This is a genomic window from Mycobacterium branderi, from assembly GCF_010728725.1.
GTDB classification, from domain to species: domain Bacteria; phylum Actinomycetota; class Actinomycetes; order Mycobacteriales; family Mycobacteriaceae; genus Mycobacterium; species Mycobacterium branderi.
The window spans coordinates 2,576,762-2,600,514 of record NZ_AP022606.1 but is presented as its reverse complement, the minus strand read 5'-3'; the positions used below and the strand labels follow the sequence as shown (position 1 = coordinate 2,600,514).

18 protein-coding genes and 1 pseudogene are annotated in these 23,753 nt (G+C 66.3%); 11 read left to right on the top strand and 8 right to left on the bottom strand.

Annotated features, from left to right (window positions below; genetic code table 11):
* Positions 1–5: 5 nt before the first annotated feature.
* Positions 6–1,970 (top strand): annotated as a pseudogene (locus tag G6N47_RS13385) (APC family permease); the annotation flags it as partial.
* A gap of 160 nt (positions 1,971–2,130) precedes the next feature.
* Here G6N47_RS13385 and G6N47_RS13380 read toward each other — a convergent pair.
* Both G6N47_RS13380 and G6N47_RS13375 read right to left on the bottom strand, forming a co-directional pair.
* Positions 2,131–3,429 (bottom strand): ArsB/NhaD family transporter, encoded by a 1,299-nt coding sequence (locus tag G6N47_RS13380; protein WP_083131686.1) that lies wholly within the window; start codon positions 3,427–3,429, stop codon positions 2,131–2,133.
* Between the two features lie 10 nt (positions 3,430–3,439).
* Positions 3,440–3,883, bottom strand: a complete 444-nt coding sequence (locus tag G6N47_RS13375) for a CBS domain-containing protein (RefSeq protein ID WP_083131685.1) — start codon at positions 3,881–3,883, stop codon at positions 3,440–3,442.
* Between the two features lie 300 nt (positions 3,884–4,183).
* On the opposite strand from G6N47_RS13375, the gene G6N47_RS29680 reads away from it, so the two are divergent.
* The 10 genes from G6N47_RS29680 (at position 4,184) to speD (ending at position 18,640) form a co-directional block, all read left to right on the top strand.
* On the top strand, positions 4,184–4,273 hold the full coding sequence (locus tag G6N47_RS29680; protein ID WP_139799478.1) for a potassium-transporting ATPase subunit F: 90 nt from the start codon (positions 4,184–4,186) through the stop codon (positions 4,271–4,273).
* On the top strand, positions 4,273–5,943 hold the full coding sequence (gene kdpA / locus G6N47_RS13365) for a potassium-transporting ATPase subunit KdpA (protein ID WP_083131683.1): 1,671 nt from the start codon (positions 4,273–4,275) through the stop codon (positions 5,941–5,943). The genes G6N47_RS29680 and kdpA overlap by 1 nt, the downstream gene beginning before the upstream one ends.
* Before the next feature lies 1 nt (position 5,944).
* Positions 5,945–8,095 carry a potassium-transporting ATPase subunit KdpB gene (gene kdpB / locus G6N47_RS13360; protein ID WP_083131682.1) on the top strand — a complete coding sequence of 717 codons (2,151 nt, stop codon included), beginning with the start codon at positions 5,945–5,947 and terminating at the stop codon, positions 8,093–8,095.
* An 87-nt stretch (positions 8,096–8,182) separates the two neighbouring features.
* The gene (locus tag G6N47_RS13355) at positions 8,183–9,058 is read left to right on the top strand and encodes a potassium-transporting ATPase subunit C (RefSeq protein WP_083131681.1); all 876 of its coding nucleotides are present in this window, start codon (positions 8,183–8,185) and stop codon (positions 9,056–9,058) included.
* The gene (locus tag G6N47_RS13350; protein WP_083131680.1) at positions 9,055–11,622 is read left to right on the top strand and encodes a sensor histidine kinase; all 2,568 of its coding nucleotides are present in this window, start codon (positions 9,055–9,057) and stop codon (positions 11,620–11,622) included. The genes G6N47_RS13355 and G6N47_RS13350 overlap by 4 nt, the downstream gene beginning before the upstream one ends.
* Complete coding sequence (locus G6N47_RS13345) at positions 11,619–12,296, top strand: response regulator (protein ID WP_083131679.1); 678 nt, start codon at positions 11,619–11,621, stop codon at positions 12,294–12,296. The genes G6N47_RS13350 and G6N47_RS13345 overlap by 4 nt, the downstream gene beginning before the upstream one ends.
* A gap of 218 nt (positions 12,297–12,514) precedes the next feature.
* Positions 12,515–14,287: a potassium channel protein gene (locus tag G6N47_RS13340; protein WP_083131678.1), complete on the top strand. Its 1,773-nt coding sequence runs from the start codon at positions 12,515–12,517 to the stop codon at positions 14,285–14,287.
* A 187-nt stretch (positions 14,288–14,474) separates the two neighbouring features.
* Complete coding sequence (locus tag G6N47_RS13335) at positions 14,475–15,887, top strand: PPE family protein, SVP subgroup (RefSeq protein ID WP_083131677.1); 1,413 nt, start codon at positions 14,475–14,477, stop codon at positions 15,885–15,887.
* 53 nt (positions 15,888–15,940) lie between these two features.
* Positions 15,941–17,317, top strand: coding sequence for a PPE family protein, SVP subgroup (locus G6N47_RS13330; protein WP_083131676.1), 1,377 nt, complete (start codon positions 15,941–15,943; stop codon positions 17,315–17,317).
* A 111-nt stretch (positions 17,318–17,428) separates the two neighbouring features.
* Positions 17,429–18,640, top strand: a complete 1,212-nt coding sequence (gene speD, locus G6N47_RS13325; protein WP_308206278.1) for an adenosylmethionine decarboxylase — start codon at positions 17,429–17,431, stop codon at positions 18,638–18,640.
* On the opposite strand, the gene G6N47_RS13320 is transcribed toward speD, so the two are convergent.
* The 6 genes from G6N47_RS13320 to G6N47_RS13295 form a co-directional block, all read right to left on the bottom strand.
* On the bottom strand, positions 18,620–19,561 hold the full coding sequence (locus G6N47_RS13320; protein WP_139799477.1) for a Ppx/GppA phosphatase family protein: 942 nt from the start codon (positions 19,559–19,561) through the stop codon (positions 18,620–18,622). The two genes, speD and G6N47_RS13320, sit on opposite strands and share 21 nt — an antisense overlap.
* Positions 19,552–20,043, bottom strand: a complete 492-nt coding sequence (locus G6N47_RS13315; RefSeq protein ID WP_083131675.1) for a DUF501 domain-containing protein — start codon at positions 20,041–20,043, stop codon at positions 19,552–19,554. The genes G6N47_RS13320 and G6N47_RS13315 overlap by 10 nt, the downstream gene beginning before the upstream one ends.
* Positions 20,036–20,668: an FtsB family cell division protein gene (locus G6N47_RS13310; RefSeq protein WP_083131674.1), complete on the bottom strand. Its 633-nt coding sequence runs from the start codon at positions 20,666–20,668 to the stop codon at positions 20,036–20,038. The genes G6N47_RS13315 and G6N47_RS13310 overlap by 8 nt, the downstream gene beginning before the upstream one ends.
* Positions 20,669–20,677: 9 nt before the next feature.
* Positions 20,678–21,967 carry a phosphopyruvate hydratase gene (gene eno, locus G6N47_RS13305; RefSeq protein WP_083131673.1) on the bottom strand — a complete coding sequence of 430 codons (1,290 nt, stop codon included), beginning with the start codon at positions 21,965–21,967 and terminating at the stop codon, positions 20,678–20,680.
* A gap of 39 nt (positions 21,968–22,006) precedes the next feature.
* Positions 22,007–22,738, bottom strand: a complete 732-nt coding sequence (locus tag G6N47_RS13300; RefSeq protein WP_083131672.1) for a lytic transglycosylase domain-containing protein — start codon at positions 22,736–22,738, stop codon at positions 22,007–22,009.
* A gap of 203 nt (positions 22,739–22,941) precedes the next feature.
* On the bottom strand, positions 22,942–23,340 hold the full coding sequence (locus G6N47_RS13295) for a VOC family protein (RefSeq protein ID WP_083131671.1): 399 nt from the start codon (positions 23,338–23,340) through the stop codon (positions 22,942–22,944).
* Between the last annotated feature and the right edge of the window lie 413 nt (positions 23,341–23,753).

Here is a 23,753-nt window from a genome sequence, read left to right as displayed (position 1 = left end):
GCGCCGTGACAACATCGGTTGGCGGGCAGAAGATAACGCCGTCCGCTTCAGACGTATGTAAGCGGATCGCTCTGGGCCGACCGCTGATCAGCGAGCAGCTGGCATCGGAAAGGCTGTCGAATCCCGTTGCGCTCGGTGCGATTTCACCGGACGCGATCTCGTCGACCGCTTACGGCCCCGAGCAGGTCATGATCGCCTTGCTGCCGCGCGTCGGGATGGCCGCATTCGCCTTGTTGCTTCCTGTCATCGGGGTCGTCCTGCTGATACTTGCACTGGTCACCGCGTCGTATCGGCAGGTCGTCATGGCCTATACCCAGGCCGGCGGCTCTTATGTGGTCGCCCGGGAGAACTTCGGGCTGAAAGTGGCGCAGGTCGCGGCCGCGGCACTGTTGATCGACTATGTGGTCACCGTCGCCGTGCAGACTGCCGCCGGAACGGTGGCGGTGGTGTCGGCACTCCCCCCGCTTCGTCCCTACAGTCTGGAAATAGCCGTGGCCTCGGTGGTGCTCATCGGTTATGCGAACCTGCGTGGATTGCGGCAGTCGGGGCGGACATTCGCGATCACGACGTACTCCTTCGTGGGCATGATCACGCTGACCATTGCGACCGGCGTTGTTCGTGAAATCTTCTGGGGCTTACCCAAATACGATCCAGCGCACATTGCCGGAGCGGTGCCCATCCATCAGGGTGGTGCGCTGGTGATGGGCGCCACGGCTTTCGCGTTGCTGCGCGGGTTCGCCAACGGTGGTTCATCGCTGACCGGGGTCGAAGCGATTTCCAACACCGTCAACGTCTTTCGCGAGCCGCAAGGCCCCAATGCGCGTCGCGTCCTCACGGTGATGGCCTGCATCCTCGGGTTCCTGCTGGTGGGTGTCGCCTACTTGGCCTACGTCACCCGCGCCACTCCGTATGTCGCGGAATATCCGTCGATGTTGTCCGAAATCGCCCGGGCGGTGTTCGGCAACGGGGTGATCGGCAACGTCCTGTACTTTCTTGTCCAGGCGTCAAGCGCGGCGATTCTGTTCGCCGGCGCCAATACCGGCTTCGGCGGTTTCCCCGCGCTGGCCAGTTTCGTTGCCACGGACCGATTTCTGCCACGGCCACTGACCAAGCGCGGTCACCGATTGGTGTTCTCCAACGGCATCATCGCACTGGCTGTGCTCGCGGTGGCACTGCTGCTGGTGACCGGCGGCTCGGTCCACGAACTGGTGCCGCTGTTCGCGATCGGTGTGTTCACCGGCTTCGCGATGGCCGGATACGGCATGACCAAACATCATTTCGTGCATCGCGGCCGGGGCTGGCGATACAAGGCGGGGATCAACCTGGCCACCGGGATCATGTCGACGCTCGTGGTGGGGATCTTCATCGTGGCCAGGTTCACTCAGGGTGCCTGGCTGGTGGGCGTGGTGTTCCCCGTGCTGGTATTCGCTTTGATGCGGCTCAACCGGCAGTACCGCGCAGAGGCATCCGTACTCGAGGCGTCTCGCCCCGATGATCCTGAATTGGTCAGGCATGCGCGACTTCGGGTTTTCGTCTTTGTGGATTCGGTCGATCTTGCCGAGATCGAGGCGCTGCGCTACGCGAAGGGACTACAGGCCGACTACTTGATCGCGGTGCACTTCGTGGTGGACGCGGATCACGCCGCGGAACTGCGGGACCGCTGGGAGCACTTCGATCACGACATCCGGCTGCGGGTGGTCGACTGCCCGGATCGTCACCTCAGCCGTGCCGCACAGGAGCTGGTCCTCAAGGAATTGACGGATCATCCGGGCTCCAAAATCACGGTGCTGTTGCCGCGCCGAACATATTCGCCGTTGCTGGGCCGGCTACTTCACGACCGCACCGCGGACAAGATGGCCCGGGCGGTCAGCCGGGTTACCGGCGCGACCGCGATAATCGTGCCGTACGACGTCACGTCCCGCAGAGCACCGATGGCTCCCGAGGGCTTCGGGGACACGGCCGCACCGCAATTCGGCGGTATGGAGCCGCGGCTGTTGCCCGTCGAGGAACGCTGACGATTTCCAATGCACGGTCAGGCCTACCCTGGAAGCTGATTGGCGCTGATACGTCCGAACGCGGCGCTGCGGTCGTTACAGCCGGCCGAGCGGCGGGTCACCACTAAATCACTAATCAAGCCCAGGCGAAATAGCGTAGCGAAAGGTACCCGGCGCACAGCACCAGCGAGACGGCGCTGACCACCACACCCTTGCGGGTGAACTCCCAAAAGGAGATGGGACTGCCGGCGCGCTGGGCGATTCCGATGACGACGACGTTCGCGCTTGCTCCGACGGCGGTTAGGTTGCCGCCGAGGTCGGTGCCCAAGGCCAAGGCCCACCACAGCACCGCGGAGTTGAGATGTGGATGAACGGATGACATCAGCTCGGCGACGATCGGTGTCATCGTCGCGGCATACGGCACGTTGTTGACGAAGCCGCTTGCGACGAAGGACACCACCAGGACCAGCATCGTCGTCACCAACGCATTGCCACCGGTCGCTTGGCCCGCCAACTTGGCCAACTGCCCGATAACCCCGGTTCTCACCAGCGCACCGACCATGACGAAAAGCCCGGAGAAGAACAGCAGCGTCTCCCATTCCACGCTCTGCAGATAGAATTCCCTTGTCAGACCGGAGATTACGATGAGGACACCGGCGCCCACCATCGCCACCAGCGATGGTTCCATGTGAATTGCCTTATGCGCGACGAACCCGGCGAACACCGCCACCAGCACAGCCCCGCATTTGATCAGCAACTGTTGATCATGGATCGCTTCGCGTTCGTCCAATGCCATCACATCGGCGACCCGTTCGCCGTCGACCGTGAATGCGCCCGGGAACAAGCGCGGGAGCAGCGCGGCGAGGACGACCATCAGGATGACGACGATCGGTGCCAAGTGAATCAGGAAGTCGTTGAAGCTCACGCCGCCGCGGTCCGCAATGATGATGTTGGGCGGATCGCCGACCAACGTGGCGGTGCCACCGATGTTAGCCGAAAACGCCTCGGCCATAAGGAATGGCGCCGGGCTGATCTGGAGACGGTCGCACACCAGCAGGGTAACCGGAGCGATCAACAGCACCGTAGTGACGTTGTCCAGCAGGGCCGATGCAACAGCGGTGACGCCCATCAGCAAGATCATGATGCGCAGCGGTGAGCCGTTGGCGCGCTTGGCCGCCCAGATCGCCACGTATTCGAACACGCCGGTTTGGCGTACCACGCTGACAATGATCATCATGCCCAGCAGCAAAAAGATGACGTCCCAATCGATCCCGGTCGCCCGCGAGAAGAACACCTCGTCGGAGTTGATCACCGGCAAGATGACGACGAAGACCGCGCCGCCGAGCGCTACCAGTGTCTTGTTGACGCGGTCGCTGGCGATCAACGCGTAGGCGATGACGAAGATCGCGGTTGCGATAACCGCATAGAGGTTCACGTGCGGGCGATCAAGACTTGAGCACCGCGGCCAGCAGGCGTGATGCGGTGATCACACCCAGCAATTTGCCACCCTTGGTGACCGGGACCAACGGACTTCGCAGCCGCGCCATTACCGCGGCTACCTCGATGATGGTGTCGTCGAAGTTGGCCGGCGGCACGTCGGAAAGGTGCGCGGGCAGCATGTCGCCGACCGTCTTGCCCTCCAACCTCTCTGCGACGTGGTCGGCCATCGATTCCTCGAGTACGCCCGACAACAGCGGGTCGTCCTGCACGTAACCCGGCACGATAAAACGGACCACTTGCGACGCCGGCAGCACCGCGTACGGGCTGCCGGATGCGTCAACAACCAAAACGCCGGGTAGGCGTTGCTCAGCGAGCATGCGCACCGCCTCGAGTGCGGCGGAGTCGGTGGTCAAAACCGGGAAGTCCTCGGCCATGTCCTGGGCACGCATACGGCGAACGGTACTACCGCGGCAAGGCGCACGCAGCGCGGCTGCTAACTGTCGGCCCGACCGTTAAGGCCGCACCGCGACCCGTAAAGAAAGCGTTAATGACCGCTGCCCTGGATACCGAACGGGCTTAGCGTCATTGCAGCCCTCATCCCCGAGGGCCCAGTGGGTGCTGCGCGGCCGACCGAGCATGACTCGGGGCGGGTAGTGAAACGGAGATGGTGTGTCTGTAGTGGTCTATCTGCTGCTGACGGTGGCGGTCTTCGCCGTGCTCGGCATGGTGCTCAAGCTAGTCGAGGGGCTGTGAACCTCGCCAACGCCATCGGCCTTGCACTGGCCGTCATCATCGCGCTGTTACTGGTTGCGGCCCTGCTCTTTCCGGAACGTTTCTGATGAGCACCACCACAGCCGGGCTGCTGTTCCTTGCGCTTCTGGTGCTGGCGCTGGTGCTCGTCCATGTGCCGCTGGGCGACTACATGTTCCGGGTCTACAGCGCGGAAAAGCATTGGCGCGTCGAACGATTCATCTACCGTCTGATCGGCGCCAACCCGCGCTCCGAGCAGTCCTGGCCAGGGTATGCACGCAGCGTCCTCGCGTTCTCCGCTGTCAGCATCGTGTTCCTGTTCGCCCTGCAGCTAATCCAGGGCAAGCTGCCGCTGCACCTGCACGATCCGGCGACCCCGATGACTCCGGCGCTGGCCTGGAACACCGCGGTCAGCTTCGTCACCAACACGAATTGGCAGGCCTACTCCGGCGAGTCGACCCAGGGACATCTGGTGCAGATGGCCGGTTTGGCGGTGCAGAACTTCGTGTCCGCGGCGGTCGGGATGGCGGTCGCGGTCGCATTCGTCCGCGGATTCGTCCGCACCCGCACCGGTGAACTCGGCAACTTCTGGGTGGACCTGGTCCGCGGCACGCTGCGCATACTGCTTCCGATCGCCATCCTCGGCGCGGTGGTGCTGGTCGCAGGCGGCGTCATCCAGAATTTCCACCTGCACGACCAAGTGGTCACCACGCTGGCCGGCTCACAGCAGACCATTCCCGGCGGCCCGGTCGCGAGCCAGGAAGCGATCAAGCTGCTGGGCACCAACGGCGGCGGCTTCTACAACGCCACCTCCGCGCACCCGTTCGAGAACCCGACCACGTGGACCAACTGGGTGGAGATCTTCCTGCTGGTGGTAATCAGCTTTTCGCTGCCGCGCACCTTCGGCCGCATGGTCGGCAACACAAAGCAGGGCTATGCGATAGCCGCGGTGATGGGGGTAATCGCCGCCATCAGCGTCACCGTGACGATGCTGGTTCAGTTGCAGCACCACGGAACCGTGCCCACCGCGGCGGGCGCCGCGTCGGAGGGTGTCGAGCAGCGGTTCGGCGTCGCCGACTCCGCGATCTTCGCCGACGCCACGACGTTGACGTCAACCGGCGCCGTCGATTCCGCGCACGACTCCTACACCAGCCTCGGCGGCATGATGACGATGTTCAACATGCAGCTCGGGGAGGTCGCACCCGGCGGCACCGGATCGGGCCTCTACGGCATCCTCGTCCTCGCCGTGATCACCGTGTTCGTGGCGGGGCTGATGGTCGGCCGCACCCCCGAATACCTCGGCAAGAAGGTCACCCCGCGTGAGATCAAGTTCGCGGCAAGCTACTTCTTGGTGACCCCGCTGATCGTGCTGCTCGGCACCGCGGTCGCGATGGCGCTACCGCCGGAGCGCGCAGGGATGGCCAACACCGGACCACACGGCCTGTCCGAGGTGTTGTATGCATTCACCTCGGCGGCCAACAACAACGGCTCCGCCTTCGCCGGGCTTTCGGCCAATACGACCTGGTATAACACGGCTTTGGGACTGGCCATGGCCTTCGGCAGGTTCCTGCCGATGATCCTGCTGCTTGCGCTGGCCGGCTCACTGGCCCGGCAGGGTATGACGCCGGAATCGGCCGGCACGCTGCCCACCCACAAGCCTCAATTCGTCGGCCTGGTGGTGGGAGTGACCCTCATTCTGGTTGCCCTCACCTTCCTGCCTGCGCTGGCGCTGGGGCCGCTCGCCGAAGGGATCCACTGAAATGGTCTCGCCTGCAATGGATTTCGCCAGGACACCGCATGCAGCGGCGGAGCGGGTCCAGGGCGGCCTGCTCGACCCCAAGATGGTGGGCAAGTCGCTGCCCGGGGCGCTGAAAAAACTCGATCCCCGCACGCTGTGGCGCAACCCGGTGATGTTCATCGTCGAAATCGGGGCCGCGTGGTCCACCGTGCTCGCGATCGGCGATCCGAGTTGGTTCGGCTGGCTGATCGTGTTCTGGCTGTGGCTCACGGTGCTCTTCGCGAATCTGGCCGAGGCCGTCGCCGAGGGGCGCGGCAAGGCCCAGGCCGACGCCTTGCGCAAGTCGAAAGCCGACACCGTCGCGCGGCGCCTTCGGGATTGGACCCCGGGCTCGCCCGGCGTCGAGGAGAAGGTGCCGGCACCTCTGCTGCAACAAGGCGACATCGTGGTGGTCGAGGCCGGCCAGACCATCCCCGGCGACGGTGACGTCGTGGAAGGCATTGCGTCCGTGGACGAATCGGCCATCACCGGTGAGTCGGCGCCGGTGATCCGGGAGTCCGGCGGCGACCGCTCTGCAGTGACCGGCGGCACCACCGTCCTCTCGGATCGCATCGTCGTCAGGATCACGCAAAAGCCCGGCCAAAGCTTCGTGGACCGGATGATCGCACTGGTCGAGGGCGCCAACCGGCAGAAGACACCGAACGAACTCGCGCTGAACATCCTGCTGGCGGCGCTGACGATCATCTTCGTGTTCGCGGTGGCCACACTGCAGCCGCTGGCGATCTACTCCAAGGCAGGCAACCCCGGTGTGCCCGACACCCAGGCGCTGGACACCAACGGGGTCACCGGCATCGTGCTGGTGGCGTTGCTGGTCTGCCTGATCCCCACCACCATCGGCGCGCTGCTGTCGGCTATCGGGATCGCCGGCATGGACCGGCTTGTGCAGCGCAACGTATTAGCCATGTCCGGGCGTGCGGTCGAGGCCGCCGGCGACGTCAACACCCTGCTGCTGGACAAGACCGGAACGATCACGCTCGGCAATCGCGAAGCGGCAGAGTTCATTCCGGTCAGCGGAGTGAGCGAGCGGGAGCTTGCGGACGCCGCTCAGCTGTCCAGCCTCGCCGACGAAACACCCGAGGGCCGCTCCGTCGTCGTCTACGCCAAAGAGGCTTACGGATTGCGCGCGCGGACGCCCGGCGAACTGGCCAACGCGTCCTGGGTGGAGTTCACTGCGGTGACCCGGATGTCCGGGGTGGACATCGCGGGACGGCAACTGCGCAAGGGCGCGGCGAACTCCGTCGCGGAGTGGATCCGGCTCAACGGCGGGACGCCTCCGGCCATCCTCGGCGAGATCGTCGACGGCATCGCCGCAGCCGGCGGCACCCCGTTGGTGGTGGGCCAGGTATCCAACGGCGCCGCCGGCACGAAAGCCCAAGTGCTGGGCGTCATCTACCTCAAGGACGTGGTCAAGCACGGCATGCGTGAGCGCTTCGACGCGATGCGCCGGATGGGCATCCGCACGGTGATGATCACCGGCGATAACCCGTTGACCGCCAAGGCGATTGCCGAGGAAGCCGGCGTCGACGACTTCCTGGCCGAGGCCACTCCCGAAGACAAGATGGTGCTGATCAAACGCGAGCAGGAAGGCGGCCGGCTGGTCGCGATGACCGGAGACGGCACCAACGACGCGCCGGCGCTGGCCCAGGCCGACGTCGGGGTGGCGATGAACACCGGAACCACCGCGGCCAAGGAAGCCGGCAACATGGTGGATCTGGACTCCGATCCCACCAAGCTCATCGAGATCGTCGAGATCGGCAAGCAACTGTTGATCACCCGCGGCGCGCTCACGACATTCTCGATCGCCAACGACATCGCCAAGTATTTCGCGATCATCCCGGCGATGTTCGTCGCGATCTTCCCGGGGCTGGACCTGGTCAACGTGATGCGGTTGCACAGCCCCGAGTCGGCGATCCTGTCGGCGGTCATCTTCAACGCGATCATCATCGCCGCGCTGATTCCGTTGGCGCTGCGCGGTGTTCGCTACACGCCGAGCAGCGCCGCGAAGTTGCTCAGCCGCAACCTCTACGTCTACGGGCTGGGCGGGATCGTCAGCCCGTTCATCGGGATCAAACTCATCGACCTGATCGTTCAACTGCTCCCGGGGATGGGCTGACATGAGTCGTGCCGGCGACGATGCAGTGGGGGCACCCCCAGCCGCGCAGCGGCGAGGGGGACGAAGCGATGGGGAGGAGCGGCACAGATGACCTTCGCGAATTTGGTTCGCCAGCACTGGGCCGCGTTGCGGGCGCTGCTCGTCTTCACCGTGCTCCTCGGCGCCGGTTACCCGCTGCTCATCTGGGCGGTGGCGCAACTGCCCGGCCTGCACGACAAGGCGCAAGGGTCGATCGTTCGGGTCGACGGCAAACCGGTCGGCAGCAGCCTGATCGGCCAGTTGTTCACCGACGCCGCCGGCCGTCCGCTGCCGCAATACCTCCAGAGCAGACCGTCGGCGGCCGGCGACGGTTATGACCCCCCGGCCAGCGGCGCCGGCAACCTCGGGCCGGAAAGCATCGTCGACGATCCGGACAAACCCAGCCTGCTCACCCAGGTGTGTTCGCGCAGCAAGGCCGTCGGGGAGCGCGAGGGTGTGGACGGGTCGCGCCCGTTCTGCACCGCGGGCGGCGTCGGCGCCGTGCTGTCGGTGATCGGTCCCCGCGACGCACGCGGCAACGTCGTCCACCCCACGCGGGTTGTCAGCGTCAACGAGCCATGCTCGAGCACGGCCCAGACCTTCCTGACCAGCTACGACGGGGTTCGGGTGGAGTGCGCGCGGTCCGGCGAGGACTACTCGTTCGGCCAGCTAGTGCCGATCCGCGGGGCCGCACCGGGTAGCCCGCGGGTGCCGCCCGACGCCGTCACCGCAAGCGGCAGCGGGCTGGACCCCGACATCTCCGAGGCCTACGCCGACATCCAGGTGGCCCGGATCGCCCATGCGCGCCACGTCAGTGCCGATGCGGTCCGAGAGGTCGTGCGGGCGAACTGCCGTGGCCGCGACCTCGGGTTCTTCGGTGAACCTCGCGTCAACGTGCTGGCTGTCAACCTGCAACTCGACCACAAGTATCCGGTCATCCGATGACAACTCTGGTGGATGATGATCACGTGAGTGTCGTCGACCACCGGCGCAAACGCGGAGAACTGCGTATCTACCTCGGCGCGGCACCCGGCGTCGGCAAGACGTACGCGATGCTGTCCGAGGCGCACCGCCGACTGGAACGCGGCACCGACCTGGTGGCGGCCGTGGTCGAGACGCACGGGCGCCGCAAAGTCGCTGAGCTCCTTGAAGGTATCGAGACCATTCCGCGCCGAACCATCGAATATCGCGGCAGCCGTTTCACCGAGCTCGACGTCCCGGCCGTGCTCGCCCGCAACCCGCAGGTGGTATTGGTCGACGAGCTCGCGCACACCAACGTCCCCGGCAGCAAGAACCAGAAACGCTGGCAGGACGTCGAAGAGCTGCTAGACGCCGGTATCACCGTGATTTCCACGGTGAACATCCAGCATCTGGAAAGCCTCAACGACGTCGTGGCGCAGATCACCGGGATCGTGCAGCAGGAAACGGTTCCGGATTCCGTCGTTCGGCAAGCCGCTCAGATCGAACTCATCGACATCACCCCGGAGGCGTTGCGACGCAGGCTTTCCCACGGCAATGTCTACGCGCCGGAGAAGATCGACGCGGCCTTGTCCAACTACTTCCGCAGCGGAAACCTCACCGCGCTAAGGGAACTCGCGCTGCTGTGGCTGGCCGACCAAGTCGACGCCGCACTGGCGAAATACCGCGCGGAAAAAAGGATCACCGATACGTGGGAGGCGCGCGAGCGAGTCGTCGTCGCCGTCACCGGCGGACCGGAATCGGAAACGTTGGTGCGACGGGCATCCCGGATCGCGACGAAGTCCAGCGCCGAATTGATGGTGGTGCACGTGTTGCGCGGCGACGGGCTGTCCGGGGCGTCTGCACCACGCATTGGCAAGGTTCGTGAACTCGCGACCAGCCTTGACGCCTCCATGCACATCGTGGTCGGCGACGATGTCGCCACGGCGCTGCTCGATTTCGCCCGCGAAATCAACGCCACCCAGCTGGTGATAGGGACCTCTCGGCGATCACGATGGGCACGCATCGTGGACGAGGGCATCGGCGCGCGGATCGTGCAGCGGTCCGGCAAGATCGACGTGCACATCGTCACCCATGGTGAATCGAACCGGGGATACCGGCGAAACCCGATCTCCCCCCGGCAGCGACGCGTCGGATCATGGCTGGCGGCGATCGTGGTCCCGTCGGCGATCTGCGCGATCACGCTGGCCTGGCTGGACGGGGTCCTCAACACCAGCGGGGAAAGCGCGATGTTCTTCGTCGGCGTGCTGGCCGTCGCGATGCTGGGAGGCGTTGCCCCGGCGGCGCTTTCGGCGGTGCTGTCCGGACTGCTGTTGAACTACTACCTGACCGCGCCACGGCACAGCTTCACCATCGCCGAACCCGACGCGGCCGTCACGGAACTGGTGCTGCTGGTGGTCGCGGTGGCGGTCGCGGTTCTGGTCGACAGTGCCGCCAAACGAGCCCGAGAAGCCGGCCGCGCATCCCAGGAGGCAGAGCTGCTGACGCTGTTCGCGGGCTCGGTCCTGCGCGGCGCGGACCTCGAGACACTTCTCGAACGGGTGCGAGAAACTTACTCACAGCGTGCAGTCAGCATTCTGCGCGAACAAAGCGAGGACGGTCAGCTCCGGTCGAGCATTGTCGCCTCGGTAGGCAAAGACCCTTGCACCACAGTCGATTCGGCGGACACCGCAATCGAGGTCGGCGACGACGAGTTCTGGATGCTGATGACGGGCCGCAAGCTGGCCGCCCGCGACCGCCGGGTGCTCTCCGCCGTGGCCAAGCAGGCCGCCGGGCTGATCCGCCAACGCGAGCTCGCCGAAGACGCCAGCCGGGCGGAGGCCATTGGGCGCGCCGACGAGTTGCGCCGGTCCTTGTTGTCCGCGGTCAGCCATGACCTGCGCACTCCGCTGGCGGCGGCCAAAGTGGCGGTGTCAAGCCTGCGCGCCGAGGACATCGACTTTTCTCCCGAGGACACCGCCGAATTGCTGGCCACCATCGAGGAGTCGATCGACCATCTCACCGCCTTGGTCGGCAACCTTCTCGACTCGTCACGTCTGGCGGCCGGAGTGGTTCGGCCCGAGTTGCGGCGGGTGTACCTGGAGGAGACCGTGCAGCGCGCTCTGGTCAGCATCGGGAAGGGCGCGACCGGGTTTTTCCGGTCCGCGCTCGACCGCGTCAAGGTCGACGTCGGCGGCACGGTGGTGATGGCCGACGCCGGATTACTCGAGCGTGTGCTGGCCAACCTCATCGACAACGCGTTGCGCTACGCGCCCAACTGCGTGATACGAGTCAATGCCGGACAAGTCGGTGATCGGGTACTGATCAACGTCATCGACGAAGGGCCCGGAATCCCGCATGGCAGTGCGGAACAACTCTTCGAAGCCTTTCAGCGGCTGGGCGATCACGACAACACCAGCGGGGTGGGCCTGGGACTGTCGGTGGCGCGGGGTTTCGTCGAGGCGATGGGCGGCACCATCCAGGCCACCGACACGCCCGGCGGCGGGCTCACCGTCGTCGTGGACTTGGCGGCGCCGGAGGGCAACAAATGACTCGGGTACTGGTCATCGACGACGAGCCGCACATCCTGCGGGCGCTGCGCATCAACCTGTCGGTGCGCGGCTATGAGGTCACCACCGCAGCCACCGGTGCCGGTGCGCTGCGCGCTGCCGCCGAACATCGTCCGGACGTGGTGATTCTCGACCTGGGCCTGCCAGACATTTCCGGCATCGAGGTGTTGGCCGGGCTGCGCGGCTGGCTCAACGCGCCGGTGATCGTCCTGTCGGCCCGAACCGATTCGTCGGACAAGGTGGAGGCGCTGGACGCCGGCGCCGACGACTATGTCACAAAGCCGTTCGGCATGGATGAGTTCCTGGCCCGGTTGCGGGCCGCGGTGCGGCGCAATACCGCATCCGAGGCCGGCGAGCCTGTCATCGAAACACCGTCGTTCACAGTCGATTTGGCGGCCAAGAAGGTCACCAAGAACGGCAGCGAAGTCCACCTGACGCCGACCGAATGGGGCATGCTCGAGGTGCTCGTCCGCAACCGCGGCAAACTGGTCGGCCGTGAGGAACTGCTCAAAGAGGTGTGGGGGCCGGCATACGCTACCGAAACCCATTATCTGCGGGTCTATTTGGCGCAGCTGCGCCGCAAACTCGAAGACGACCCGTCGCGGCCCCGGCATTTGCTGACCGAGGCCGGCATGGGTTATCGCTTCGAGGCATAACCGCGACGGACCCGGCGACGGACATTCCCGTCGCGCAAACCGGGCACGTTTTCGCTGCTCGCTTTATAGTTACGGGAACATCAGCGTCGGCAAAGGTAGGCGATTATGCCGGACGACATCACGCCACAGCGGAACGGCCGAACCAAAGGCACTCATGCGCACCGACGCATTTCGATGACGCAATCGCGTTTGTGCTTTCCCGAGTAACGGAGGAAAGCATGCGGGACCACATCATTGTCAGTGGGGACGACGCGCTCGCCACCACAATTGTCGAGGAGCTGAAAAGCGCCGGCGCGACCATTGTCAGGCTCGCCGGCGTCAACGTCGCCAACACCGAGACAAATCTCGCCAACGCCGGGGTGGCACGAGCCGCCGCCGTTGTCTGCGCCGGAGACGACGACGCGGCGAATCTCGAAATTGCGCTGTTGGCGCGGAAAGCCAACCCGGAGGCACGGGTCGTCACGCGGATGACCAATGACGTGCTGCGCGAAGCGGTGGCCACCGACAACGGGCCCGGCGCAATCCTGTCCGTCGCCGACCTTGCCGCGCCGGCGATCGTCGAGGCGTGTCTGGCCCAGACCACGCATCCGTTCGAAGCGGCCGGCATTGAATTCGTGGTCGCGGGCACCGAGGCTTCGCGTGACGCAACGCTGCGCGAGCTTTACGACGACTTGGCCCCGGTGGCCGTGATTCGCGGCGAAAACTCCGCCAATTCTGACGAGGTGGTGGTCTGCCCCGGCCGCGATCTGCGGGTGCATGCCGGCGACTGGACAGCGATGGTCGGCACCGCCGAGGGGGTGGCTGCTCGCGGCGTCAAGGTTCCGCGACCGACCGGAACTCGTGCCAGCCGGCCTTTGCTGCGGCGGGGGCTGGACGCTGTGCGGATCCTGCGCGACGAGCTCAACCCGCTTTTCTATCCCACGATGGTCGCCGTTTTGGTGCTGCTGGTCAGCTCCACGGTGTTGTTGCGCTATACCTACCAAAGCCCGGGGATGAATTGGGTCGACGCGTTGTATTTCAGCACCGAGACCATCACGACCACGGGTTACGGCGACTACAGCTTCCTGCAACAGCCCGTCTGGCTGCGGCTGTTCGCCGCGATGATGATGTTCGCGGGAGTGACCACCACCGCGCTGCTGGTCGCGTTCATCGCCGATCTGCTGCTGTCGCGGCGCTTCGTGCGGTCAGCCGGACGCCGCCGGGTGCGTCATCTGCGTAACCACATCATCGTCGTGGGACTGAGCGCGCTGGGCAGCCGTGTCGTGAGTGACTTGACCGCCGCCGGATGCGACGTCGCAGTCATCGAACGCGACGACAACAACCCCTTCCTGGAGTCGGTGGCCGACCTCGACGTGCCGGTGATCTTCGGGGATGCGACACTGCGCCAGACCCTGGAATCGGCACGCGTGGACACTGCCCGTGCGGTGGCCGTGCTGACCCGCAATGACATGGTCAACATTGAAACCGGGATCGTGCTGCGGGAGATGCTGGGCCCCCGGCTCATGCCCGAGGTCAACCGCTGGCTCGAGGTCCCGATTGTGCTGCGCGTCTACGACCGTGCGCTCGGCGTGGCAGTGGCGCAGCGGTTCGATTTCCGCAACGTCCGTTCGACGGTCGACCTAGCGGCACCGTGGTTTATCGGCGCGGCGATGGGCTTGCAGGTGCTCGGCACGTTTTCGGTCAGGCAGAGCTCCTTCATGGTCGGCGGAATGCACGTCGCGGCGGGCAGTGAGCTCGACGGTCTGCAGATGTTCGAAATGTCCACCCAAACCCGCGTCATCGCGATCACCCGGCCGGACGAGTCCGTCACTCTGCACCCGCGCCGCGATGCGCGGCTTCGGGCCGGCGACACGGTGTACCTTGTGGGCCCCTACCGCGAATTGCTGGCCACCTTGCGCAAAGGCCAGCCGCCCCCACCGCCCGCCGCAGGCACGGGTGCCGGCGAGAATCGCCCCCGCAAGGACGAGGAACTCGAAACCAGCCGCCGGTAAATGGCTTGCCTGCCGACCCCCTGAGACGTTCCTGTTGATCAGGAAAATGTCGCGTTAAAAAACCGTTACGATCGCGTGGAGCCTTATTCACCCACCGATAATGGATCGAGGAAAGGCAGCCCGTTGTTATTGTTGGTGACCATTCACCGGCAGCTCTCGACAATCAACGCTAATTAGTTGGTGCGCAATGGATTTCGCAATGTTGCCGCCGGAGATCAATTCCGGCCGGATGTATGCCGGCCCCGGGCCGAAATCGCTGCAGGCCGCTGCGACGGCCTGGAATGCGCTGGCCGCCGAGTTGTCTTCGGCGGCCAGTTCATATCGATCCGTGATATCGGCATTGACCGCCGGCCCATGGTCTGGACCTTCGTCGGCTGCGATGGCAGCCGCAGCCGCCCCGTACGTGACCTGGTTGCAGACCACCGCCGCGCAGGCCGAGGAGACGGCCGTACAAGCCAAGGCGGCGGTCGCCGCCTACCAGGAGGCGTATGTATCGACGGTGCCGCCGCAACTGATCGCGGCAAACCGCAGCCGGCTGATGACGCTGGTGGCGAAGAACGTGTTCGGGCAGTACACCGCGGCGATCGCGGCCACCGAGGCCCAGTACGCCGAGATGTGGGCGCAGGACGCCGCGGCGATGTACGGGTACGCGGGTTCGTCGGCGTCCGCGACAGCGCTGACGCCCTTCACCGATCCACCGCAGACCACCAGCCCCGGCTCGTCGGGGCGCCAAGCCGCCGCCGTCGCTCATGCCGCGGGCACGTCGGCCGGCAACGTACAAAGCACCGTTTCGTCGGTGCCGCAAGCGTTTTCCGCAGTGCCCGGCACGCTGCAAAGCCTAGCCGCGCCGGCGGCCGCCCCTGCGGACCCGCTGGGCACGCTGAGCGACCTGATCAGTATCTTTCTCGACGCACCGGCCGCACTCGCCACCTTCTTTGCTGACATACCGCTCGGCACGGTGGGCGTCGTGTCCCTTCCCTTGAGCATCATCGGCGCGGGGACCGGTTTACACACCGACGAGATCGTCAGCGGCTGGGCCGGACAAGAGCCCTGGCCGGGAACCGGGGAGAGGCCTCCCACCGAATTCAAAGGCATCATCACCGGCCCCGTCGCGCCTGCGGGAACAGCCCCGGCGGCGGCCGCGTCGGCGGCTCTGGGTGAGGCCAACACCGTTGGGGCGTTGTCTGTACCGCCGACGTGGACCATCGCCACGCCGGCAGTACGCCCCGTGGCGGTGACGTTGCCGGCGCTGCCGGAAGCCGGCGTGGGCGCCATCCCCGCAGCGGCCGCCGCGGAGGTTGGCTCGGGCAGCACGCTCGGTGAGATGGCGCTGGCAGGCATGGCCGGGCGAGCCATGGCCGGCACGCTGGGCACCGGCGGCACCCGCGGCAAGACCAGCGGCACACGCGAGCCGGCTCCCCCCGACGCGGCGGGCTCGGGCGAGGGGTCGGTGATCGACGCCGATGCATCGGAGAGCAAGCCCCGGACCGTGGTGACGGGCGTCGCGGCCGAGCTACGCGAATTCGCCAAACTTCGCGACGAGGGAATTCTGACCGACGAGGAATACACCGAACAGAAAAACCGTCTGCTCGGGCGCTGAAATTTCAGACCACATTTCGACGCGGCCGCCGGTTCTTTCCAAACGAGGCAGGAATGGATTTCGGGATTTATCCGCCGGAGATCAACTCCGGCCGGATGTATGCTGGTCCGGGAGCCGGGCCGATGCTGGCCGCTGCACGTGCCTGGGATGTACTCGCCGAAGAGCTGTACACCGCCGCCGCGTCGTATCAATCGGTCGTGGCAGGGCTGACCGCCGGGCCGTGGTCGGGTCCGTCCTCGGCGTCGATGGCGGCGGCGGCCGCTTCCTATGTGACATGGCTGGGCGCCACCGCCGCACAGGCTGAGCAGACCGCGGCCCAAGCAAACGCCGCAGTTGCCGCCTACGAGGCGGCGTTCGCAATGACGGTGCCGCCGCCGGTGATCGCCGCCAACCGCACCCTGCTGATGACGCTGGTGGCGACGAACTTCTTCGGGCAGAACACGCCGGCGATCGCGGCCACCGAGGCCCAATATGCCGAAATGTGGGCCCAGGACGCCGCGGCAATGTACGGCTATGCGGGTTCGTCGGCATCGGCAAGTGCGCTGACACCGTTTCGCCCGCCCCGCCAGAACACCGACCCGGGCGGGGCGGCCGCCCAAGCCGTCGCAGTCGGCCGGGCTGCCGGCACTCATGCCGGTAACGTGCAGAGCACGGTATCGACTGTGCCGCAAGTGTTCTCCGCCGCACCGGCGGCCGCCGCGGACCCCGCGGACCCGCTGGGGACTTTGAGCGACCTCATCACGGTCTTTCTCACCGGCCCCGCCAACGCGACCTTTTTGTTCGGTGTGCTCCCGCTGGATACCCTGTCGGGGCCCGTGAGCCTTCCCATCGACTATGTCGGTACCGTGGCCGGTCTGCACACCGACGACGACGTCAGCGGGTGGGCCGGGGTGGAGCCGTGGCCGGGAACAGCGCAGGTGCCTCCACAAGAGTTCCCGGCGATCATCACCAACCCGGGTCCTATCGCGACGTCCGCGCGGGCCATGTCGGCGAGTTTGGGTCAGGCGAATGCAGTCGGGGCGTTATCCGTGCCGCCGACATGGACTATCGAGGCACCGGCGCTACGTCCGGTCGCGCTGATTTCCCCCTTACCCGAAACCCCTACCGCCGCAGCAGCGATGGCGGACACGGTCAAATTCGGCTCCAGCACCAGCCAGATGGGGCTGGCGGCGATGATGGGGCCGGCCATGGGCAACACGCTGGGCGCCGATACCGGCCGGGAAGGGCGCGGTGACCAAACGACCACCGGTCAACGGGCAACGGCTTGCTCCGCAACGAATGCCGGCAATGGTTCGGCGGGGCAACGAAATTCGCGAACGGTGGTTACCGGGATTGCGGCGCGCATACGCCAGCTCGCCCGGTTGCGCGACGAGGGCAGGCTCAGCGACGAGGAGTTCACCAGACAAAAGGACCGCCTCCTGGGTCGCTGACGACATGGCCGAATCGGCCGATTACGCAGCTAATTCCAAGGTGTCGGCTGTGGCGGTGACCAGGCAGATCGCTGTAGTCTGCGGCGATGCCTGAGACGCTCGCCAGGATGTGTGAAGTGGCCGATGCAGACCTGGCCGGGTAGCCACTTCGCCGGCCGCCACGTGCTGGCCGAATTCAGCGGGGTCGAGCCAGCGCTCGCCGACGATGCCGATCGGCTTCGCGACATCCTGGCCGGTGCCCTCACGAGCTCCGGAGCCACGGTGTGCGGCATGATCGACAAGCGCTTTGAACCTCACGGGGTGACGATATTGGCGCTGCTTGCCGAATCACACGCGTCGATTCACAGCTATCCGGAGTACGGCGCAATGTTCGTCGACGTTTTCACTTGCGGCGATACCGCCGACGCTGAACGTGCGGTGGCATTGCTGGGTCAGGGAGTCGGCGCGTCAAAGACGAACGTCCGCACGGTATTTCGTGGTGCAGGCAAGCAGATGCTCGACCCGATCGCGCCGGGCCTGTCCCACTATTGGCAACTGTCCGACGTCATGTGCGAGCGGCACACCGAGTTCCAGCACGTCATGATCGGCAAGACAGCGCAGGGCATCGGGCTGTTCATCGACGGAGCCTGCCAAAGCACCGAGGTCAGCCAGCTCGTCTATCACGAGGCATTGCTGGTGCCGGCGCTGCTGCTGGCACCCCAGCTCCAACGGGTCCTGGTCATCGGCTCAGGGGAAGGAGTGGTGAGCCAGCTCGCGGTCGCCGCCGGCGCGACCCATGTCGATCACGTCGACATCGATCGCGAGGTGGTGCGGCTGTGCGCGGAGCATCTGCCCTACGGATATACCGTGCCGGAGTTGTCGCGCGCCGAACGCGGACTCGGCCCGATCAAAATGCATTACCGCGACGGGTGGGACTTCGTCGCGGAAACCGTCGAGCCCTACGACATCGTGGTGCTCGACTGTACCGACGAAGGCGCCGAACCGGCTCAGCACAACCGGCTCTACGGCGCCGATTTCCTGCGGCGATGCAAGAGCATCGGCGGCGTCGTCGTGAGCCAGGCGGGCTGCCCCACCATCTGGCGCAACGACGGTTTGAATCGATCGTGGCAGCACTTCACCGAAACGTTCCACAGTGTCGTGTATTTCGGCAGCGACGAGCACGAGTGGGCCTTCTTGTCCGGCATCGCCGGTCCCCTCGCCGACCCGGTCGGCGTCATGAGAAGTCGATTGCCCACACTTCGGTACCGGCCACGTACCATCGATGCACCATCACTCGCGGCGTCCACCGTCCCCCCGCACGCGCTACGCAACCCGGCCCGATAGCGAGAGCGCGATCCCGTCGAGTATGTCGTGCTCGCTGACGACTAACTCCTCGATGCCGGCACGGTCGCGCAGCGCCAACGCCAACTCCTCCACCACGATCGCCCCGGCCCCGATCACGTCGGCGCGGCCCTCGTGCATCGGCCCCAACGCGGCGCGCTGCGCGCGGGTCATCGCGATCAACCCGTCGCATACCTGCAGCAGCCGGTCGATGCCGACACGCGAAAGATGAATGGCCGCAGAGTCATACGTGGTCATCCGATGGGCGAGCGCGGCCAGCGTCGTCATGGTGCCGGCCACGCCGACCCACGTGCGGGCTGACTGCACAGGCACGGCGTGCAGCGCCTCGCCGAGCCGCTCGCGGACCAACTCACGGGCGGCGGCTACCTGGTCGGGGGTTGGCGGGTCGCTGTGCAGGCAGCGTTCGGTCACCCGCACGCAGCCGATGTCCGCCGAATGGCTCGCGGTTACCCGGTCGGTGCCCAGCACGATCTCCGTGGAGCCGCCGCCGAGGTCGACCACCACGAAAGGCGCTCCGGCCGAATTCAATTCGTCCACGGCTCCGCGGAAGGACAGCTCGGCTTCCTCGGCGCCGCTGATCACTTCGGCGCTCACACCCAGCACCTCAGTGGTCATCGCGAAAAAGACGTCGCGGTTGGCGGCGTCGCGGGCAGCCGACGTGGCGACCATCCGCACCCGCTCGGCGCCGTGCTTGGTGCACAGCGCGGCGTAGTCGACGAGCGCGGCGCGGGTCCGTTCCAGCGCGTCGGGCGCGAACCGGCCGGTTGCGTCGACCCCTTGGCCCAGCCGCACGATGCGCATCTCGCGATGCACGTCGCGCAGGTGCGCGCCGACCTGCTCAGCGATCAGCAGCCGAATCGAGTTGGTACCGCAGTCAATTGCCGCAACCCGGGTCATCGCCACTGCTCCGCCACCAGGATCCCGGCCATCGCCGGCTCGTCGGCCAGCACCGCCAGCGCCTCGTCGCCGAGCGGATTCACCCCGCGGCCCTTGGCCAGCGAGTGCGCGATCAGCACGTGCAGGCATTTGACCCGGTCGGGCATGCCGCCGGCGGAAAACGAGGTGCCCAGCGGCTCGATCGCATCACGCTCGGCCAGATACGAATCGTGGGCCCGTCGGTACGCCGCCGCCAGATCGGGGTCGTGGCGCAGCCGCTCGGTCATTTCCCGCATCATTCCCGACGACTCCAGCCGGCTCGCGGCGGCGGTCAGCACCGGATGGGTCAGGTAGTACAACGTCGGAAACGGTGTGCCGTCAGGGAGTTTCGGCGCCGTCTTCACCACACCGGGTTCACCGTTGGGACAGCGGTACGCGATCTCGAGCACTCCCCGCGGTTCGCGGCCGAGCTGGCGCGCCACCGCGTCGAGGTCGGCACGGTCAACCACCGGGCGGCGGGGGGCTCGGCGGCGCGGGCGGCGCCTGCGACGGCGGCCCGTGCGGGGTGTCGGCGATGGTGTGCCACAACGCCGTATACCACGGATCCCCCGACGCGGCGGTCGGGCCTTGCGCGCCCGGCTGCGTGGGCACAGCCGCGGACGGCGGCAGCTGCACCTGATAGGGAACCTCGCCGGGCATGACGAAACCGAGACGCTCGCGGGCTTGCGCCGCAATGTAAGCGGGATCGGCGAGCTTGGCCTTCTGCTGCTCGAGATCCGCGATCTGGCGCCGCAGCGCGGCTTCCGACGCCGCCAGCTGTTTCATCTCGGTGCGCTGCGCGAAATACGTGCGCACCGGCCCGGCGATGGTCAGCGTCAGCACGCAGACGACTGCCGCGAGGATCGCGGCCCGGCGCGCGGTCAGCCCCAGCCGCTGCTCGGAACGCTCCTCGGCTTTTTCCTGGGCGGCCGCAACGATCGGTCGTTCGGCGGGCTCGGGGGCGGCGCGTGACCCGTTGGGGCCCCGACGGCCGGCTGCCGACTTACGTGGACGGCCCTGGCCCGAAGCGCCGGCCTTACCCGGTCGCGGCGCCGGTGAGCGCCGCTTGGGGTCGGGCCGTTTGGCTTCGGGCATAGCGGCCGGCTACTTGGCTTCCAAGCCGTATCGGGGGAATGCCAGGTCGCCGGCGTAGCGGGCGGCGTCGCCGAGCGCTTCCTCGATGCGCAGCAATTGGTTGTACTTGGCGACCCGCTCGCTGCGCGCCGGCGCGCCGGTCTTGATCTGTCCGCACCCGACGGCCACCGCCAGGTCGGCGATCGTGGTGTCCTCGGTCTCGCCGCTGCGGTGGCTCATCATCGTGCGGTAGCCGCTGTGATGGGCCAGCACCACCGCGTCCAGCGTCTCGGTCAACGTCCCGATCTGATTGACCTTGACCAGCAACGCATTTGCCGCGCCTTTGTCGATACCCTCTTCCAGCCGTTCGGGATTGGTGACGAACAGGTCGTCGCCGACAATCTGCACCCGGTCCCCGATCGCCGTCGTCAGCGCAACCCAACCGTCCCAGTCGTCTTCGGACAGTGGATCCTCAATGGACACAAGCGGATACGAGTCGAGCAGCTCGGCGTAGAAGCGGGTCATCTCATCAGCGCTGCGGGTGTTGTTCTCGAAGTTGTAGCCGGTGCCGTCGGCGTAGAACTCGGTGGCGGCGGCGTCGAGCGCCAGTGCCACGTCGGCGCCGAGCTTGAAACCCGCGGATTCGATCGCCAGGCTGATCACGTCCAGCGCCGCCTTGGTGCCCGGCACGTCGGGGGCGAAGCCGCCCTCGTCGCCCAAGCCGGTGGACAAGCCCTGCTTCTTCAGCTCCGCCTTGAGCGCGTGGTAGACCTCTGCGCCCCAGCGCAGCGCCTCGGAGAAGCTCGGGGCGCCGATCGGGGCCACCATGAACTCCTGGATGTCCACGCCGGTGTCGGCGTGCGCGCCGCCGTTGAGGATGTTCATCATCGGCACCGGCAGGATGTGCGCGTTGGGTCCGCCGAGGTAGCGGAACAGCGGCAACTCCGCCGAGTCGGCGGCCGCCTTGGCGACGGCCAGCGAGACACCGAGGATCGCGTTCGCGCCCAGCCGGGACTTGTCCGGGGTGCCGTCGAGGTCCACCAGGGCCTGGTCGACGAGCCGCTGGTCGTCGGCGTTGAGCCCGATGACGGCCGGGGCGATCTCGTCGAGCACCACCTGCACGGCCTTCTTCACTCCCTTGCCGCCGTAGCGGTCGCCGCCGTCGCGCAGTTCCACGGCCTCGTGCTCGCCGGTGGACGCGCCGGAAGGCACCGCTGTCCGCGCGAATGTCCCGTCGATCAGGGCCACCTCGACCTCGACAGTCGGATTGCCGCGGGAATCGAGGATCTCGCGGGCCCCGACCTGCTCGATTATGGGCACTGGGTTCTCCTTGCGTTGCTAGCTGACTCGACCATGAGCCTAAAGGGGGCGGCCGGACGCGTAGGCGGTGGCCCAATCGCGCACCGCACGGGCGTACTGGTCAGAGTTGTTGTAGGCCCGCAGCGCCGTGATCCACCCTCGCGGTGTGGCGAGATCCTTTCCGCGCCAACATAAATAACCGGCCGCAGACAGGGCGGCGTCGTCGATGTTGTCGACGCTGACTATTCCGTCGTTGTTGGCGTCGACCCCGTACAGGCGCCAGGTTTCCGGAATGAACTGCATGGGGCCCATGGCCCGAACGGTGCCGTCGTCGTCGGCGAGGCCGCCGGCCTCACTGTCGACGATATGCAACGTGCCGCCACTGCCGTCGAGGCGCACGCCTCGGATCGGCGGACGCACATCGCCGTTGGGCGCCACCGTCGCGTGGCGATAGGTGCCGTGATGGCTCTCGATCTCACCGATGCCGGCCAGTGTCGTCCACGACATGTGGCAGTTGGGGTTCTCGACTTCGGCGACCCGCGCCGCATAGGCGTAGGCCTCGAGCGCGACGACCGGGATTTCCAGCCGCGACGCGCGCTCGGCCGCCCACTCGTAGAGCTGATCGGCAGGCCGGCCTTTGGCGTGGGTGTCCACGGCCGGCACCGGATCGCCCGCCGGCGGCGGCACCCCCTTGGGAATCGGTGTGCCCAACTGCCAGGTGCAACTCGATGCCAGCAGCAGCGCCGTCGCCCCCACGACGGCAACCGCCCGCAGCCAACGCACCGGCGACACGAAACTCCCTTGATACTCCCCTGGACCATGTTTCCTTCGACCATGGTCCCACGGGAGACGACCGGGCCTTTGCGTCGCGGCTGGCGTCGGCGCGCTGCATCCCGGTTGTCCAGGCCGAATGCGGACTGGTTATGGCTGGCAGACCGGGCCAGCGGAGTGTCGATCTCGTGACCTGCGCCAAGCTCAGAACTGCTCGCCGATCGTCAAAGTCCGAACTTGACCCGAGCCTCCTCCGTGACCGGAGTGAACAGGTTGACGAGATTCCCGTCGGGGTCGCGAAATAACAGCGCGCGGTTCCCCCACGGCATAGTTGTCGGCTCCGTCACCACTTCGCCCACCCGTCCGCGAAGTCGCTCGTACTCGGCATCCACGTCCTCGACGATGAACTCCACAATCGCACTGCGGTTGGCTGCGGGTTCGGCGGATCCTTCTCCGAACAGCGGGACGGTCTTGTCACTACCGATGGCCAGCGTGCCAACCGGCGTCGGAATCTCAGCGAACAGCTCGTTTCCCCACACCGCGGAGATTTCGGTGACCATCTCATAGAACTCGACAAGCCGATTGACGTCGGCCGTGATGATGCGGGTCGAAATGAACTTCATGGAGCCCTCCTTACGGCCGTGGTGGCCATTGGTGTCATCCGGAGTCCGGCACAAATCGATGGCCGGAGGCTTCGTGAGGTTATGCGGTGGGGCCGACATTTCCGGCGGTGCTGCTAGTGGATTCGGCTGAGAGCGCAATCCAACCGAAGTCATCGTCCATCCGCGCCAGCCGCCGGATGCACGCTCGAGTACTACCCACGTGACGCTGATACAACGAGTCTCGCCGGGAAAGCATCCGATAACCGTTGTGCGGCAGTGGATTTCATTGAAGGCGCGTACGATAGACCTCGAGTGTCTCAGCATTGACGGGAACCGTTGAGGTAGGTGGGCGCATAGCAGTCGGTAGACGCAGCCAACGGGGCATCGACCAGCTCCACCAACCGCGGCCGGGCTCGGTGTCGATGGCAGAGCGC

Excerpts from the sequence above, each read along its gene's own strand:
- kdpA (WP_083131683.1), top strand. The coding sequence starts at position 4,273 with ATGAGCACCACCACAGCCGGGCTGCTGTTCCTTGCGCTTCTGGTGCTG.
- G6N47_RS13335 (WP_083131677.1), top strand. The coding sequence starts at position 14,475 with ATGGATTTCGCAATGTTGCCGCCGGAGATCAATTCCGGCCGGATGTAT.
- G6N47_RS13350 (WP_083131680.1), top strand. The coding sequence starts at position 9,055 with ATGACAACTCTGGTGGATGATGATCACGTGAGTGTCGTCGACCACCGG.
- G6N47_RS13375 (WP_083131685.1), bottom strand. The coding sequence starts at position 3,883 with ATGCGTGCCCAGGACATGGCCGAGGACTTCCCGGTTTTGACCACCGAC.
- G6N47_RS13340 (WP_083131678.1), top strand. The coding sequence starts at position 12,515 with ATGCGGGACCACATCATTGTCAGTGGGGACGACGCGCTCGCCACCACA.
- G6N47_RS13330 (WP_083131676.1), top strand. The coding sequence starts at position 15,941 with ATGGATTTCGGGATTTATCCGCCGGAGATCAACTCCGGCCGGATGTAT.
- G6N47_RS13355 (WP_083131681.1), top strand. The coding sequence starts at position 8,183 with ATGACCTTCGCGAATTTGGTTCGCCAGCACTGGGCCGCGTTGCGGGCG.
- kdpB (WP_083131682.1), top strand. The coding sequence starts at position 5,945 with ATGGTCTCGCCTGCAATGGATTTCGCCAGGACACCGCATGCAGCGGCG.
- G6N47_RS13295 (WP_083131671.1), bottom strand. The coding sequence starts at position 23,340 with ATGAAGTTCATTTCGACCCGCATCATCACGGCCGACGTCAATCGGCTT.
- G6N47_RS13310 (WP_083131674.1), bottom strand. The coding sequence starts at position 20,668 with ATGCCCGAAGCCAAACGGCCCGACCCCAAGCGGCGCTCACCGGCGCCG.
- G6N47_RS13345 (WP_083131679.1), top strand. The coding sequence starts at position 11,619 with ATGACTCGGGTACTGGTCATCGACGACGAGCCGCACATCCTGCGGGCG.